The sequence below is a fragment of the Streptomyces sp. NPDC005805 genome (genome assembly GCF_040630445.1).
Taxonomy (GTDB): domain Bacteria; phylum Actinomycetota; class Actinomycetes; order Streptomycetales; family Streptomycetaceae; genus Streptomyces.
Genome location: NZ_JBEXXN010000119.1, coordinates 1 through 2,655 on the forward strand (window position 1 = coordinate 1; position 2,655 = coordinate 2,655).

General features: G+C 66.8%; 3 pseudogenes. 2 read left to right on the forward strand and 1 reads right to left on the reverse strand.

From position 1 onward, the window contains the following. Nucleotides 1–103: 103 nt before the first annotated feature. Nucleotides 104–903: pseudogene (locus ABZ457_RS30580) on the reverse strand (IS5 family transposase). 134 nt (nucleotides 904–1,037) lie between these two features. Between ABZ457_RS30580 and ABZ457_RS30585 the strand changes: the two are divergent. Together ABZ457_RS30585 and ABZ457_RS30590 are read left to right on the forward strand one after the other, a co-directional pair. Next, a pseudogene (locus tag ABZ457_RS30585) lies at nucleotides 1,038–1,694 on the forward strand (transposase); the annotation flags it as partial. Nucleotides 1,695–1,804: 110 nt separating this feature from the next. Next, a pseudogene (locus ABZ457_RS30590) lies at nucleotides 1,805–2,561 on the forward strand (transposase family protein). Nucleotides 2,562–2,655 lie beyond the last annotated feature (94 nt).

A 2,655-nucleotide genomic window follows, 5' to 3' on the forward strand; every position in this document is an offset into this window, starting at 1 on the left:
GCGATCTCCCACAGCCCGTCCGGAACAATCCAACTCCAAGTACCCCGCCCCATACCGACATCAACGACGCCTCACCACATAGGACACGGTCTAAGAGGCCATCTCATTTGGCGAGTCGGCGGTAGCAGATGAGGGTGCAGGGGATGCTGGTGAAGGCGAGGAAGTGGTCGGCTTTGCCCTCGTAGCGGCGGTGGAGGCGGTGGCAGCCGGCGAGCCAGGCCATCGTGCGCTCGATGGTCCAGCGGTGGCGGCCCAGTCGCTGCGAGGTCTCGATTCCCTTCCGTGCGATGCGGTGGGTGATGCCGCGCCCGCGTAACCATCGCCGCAGGCGGGGGTAATCGTAGCCCTTGTCGGCGTGGAGCGTTCCCGGCCCGCGTCGCCGCCGGCCCCGGCGGGAACGGATCGGCGGAATGCCCTGGACCAGGGGGATCAGGGCCTGGCTGTCGTGCAGGTTCGCGCCAGAGATTCCAACAGACAGGGGCAGACCGGTCCGCTCGGTGATCAAGTGAATCTTCGAGCCGTACTTGCCCCGGTCCACAGGATTCGGACCCGTCAGGTCCCCCTTTTCAGGGCCCGCATGTTCACCGAGTCGATCGCGCAGCGGGACCAGTCCAGCTCACCGCGGGAGCCGAGTTCGTCGAGGACCAGGCGGTGGAGCTTGGCCCACACCCTGGCCTTCGTCCACTCGGCGAAGCGCCGATGAGCCGTTGCCCCGGACGGCCCGGACGACGCCGTCGGCAACTGCTGCCACGTGCAGCCTGACGTAGCTACGAACACGATGGCAGCCAGGACTTCGCGGTCCCCATGGCGCCGTCGTCCACCGCCCTGAGGTCACGTCGGCGCCTTCGGCACCACACGCCGGAACAGCTCCCACAACTCATCCGGCACCAGCCGCTCAACGATCCCCACCACGGCCGAGAGCCTACCGAACCCGCCAAATGAGATGACGTCCAAGACGTTCGGTGTAACTCCCGATCATGGAGGATGCATCGATGACCAGTGAGAGCGTGCCCGATCCCAAGTCCGTCGAGTCGGTAATGGCTGTGTTGGCGAAGGCCGTGGACGACCAGTTGATCGACGAGCTGGTGCACCGGGCCCAGGCCGAGGGCTGCAGCTGACAGGCGAGGGCGGGCTGCTGCAGCAACTGACCAAGCGGCTGCTGGAGTCCGCCCTGGAGGGCGAGATCACCGACCACCTCGGCTATGACAAGCACGATGCGGCCGGCAAGAACGGCGGCAACTCCCGCAACGGCAAACGTTCCAAGACCGTGCTGACCGACGTGGGCCCGGTGGAGACAACCGTGCCCCGCGACCGTGACGGCTCCTTCGAACCGAAGATCGTCAAGAAGCGGCAGAAGCGCCTGACCGGCGTCGACGAGATGGTCATCTCACTCGCCGCGAAGGGCCTGACCACCGGCGAGGTTCAGGCCCACCTGGCCGAGGTCTATGGAGCCGAAGTCTCCCGCCAGACCATCTCCACCATCACCGACAAGGTGCTCGAGGGCATGGCCGAATGGCAGGCCGCCCGCTCGACGTCGTCATCCGGTCGTCTTCATCGACGCCATCCACGTCAAGATCCGCGACGGCGCGGTCGCCAACCGGCCCATCTATGTCGTCCTGGCCGTCACCGCCGAGGGCCGACGGGAGATCCTGGGGTTGTGGGTGGGCGACGGCGGCGAGGGCGCCAAGCAGTGGGCCTTTTCCAACCTGGTACTGCTGGCCGCGTGTTGGGCGGATCTACGGAACGACGAAGCTCCTGGTAGACGGTTTCACGACCAAGATTCGCCGTCTGCCAGGAGCTTCGCGTGCTTGTCTACCCGTCGTCGATCGGCCTGTCCAGTCGCACCCTGCGGTACCTGACCGGACGACTCGCTGTACGGCGCGGGGAGATCGGGACCCGGTGGCGGCGCCTGACCGCCGGCCGCCAGGCTCTCCTCGCCCTGGCCCATCTGCGGTGCGGTGACATTCATGCCCAGCTCGCCACCGGGTTCGGGATCGGCGTCGCGACCGCGTACCGCTACATACGTGAGGCCATCGATGTACTGGCCGCCCTCGCACCCGCCCTGGCCGACGCGATGCGCGTCGCGCGGACCAAGGCGTTCGTGATCTTGGACGGCACCCTGCTGCCGATCGACCGGATCGCCGCCGACACCCCGTACACTCCGGCAAACACAAACGTCACGGCATGAACGTCCAGGTTCTCGCCCACCCGTTCGGCCGCCTGCTGTGGGCTTCACCCGCGCTGCCCGGCTCTACCCACGATCTGACCGCCGCCCGCACCCACGGCATCATCGACGCACTCAACACCGCCAGCCTCAAGTGCTGGGCCGACAAGGCATACCAGGGCGCCGGCGGCTCCATCCGAGTACCCTTCCGCGGACGCCGCCTCAAGCAGTGGCAACGCCCGCCACAACAGCACACACGCCAAGATCCGCTGCCTGGGCGAGCAGGCCAACGGCCACCCTGAAGGCCTGGCGTCTCCTACGCAAGCTCCGCTGCAGCACCAATCGCATCACAGCGGTCGCCCAAGCCGTCCTCGTCCTTCACCACGTGTCAACGTGAGGGTCTGGTGCACGATCGGGTGACATCTGAACTGGCTTGCCCTGTGAGGCAGGTGGGAAGGATGTCGCTGTGCCCAAGCCCTATCCGGAAGAGT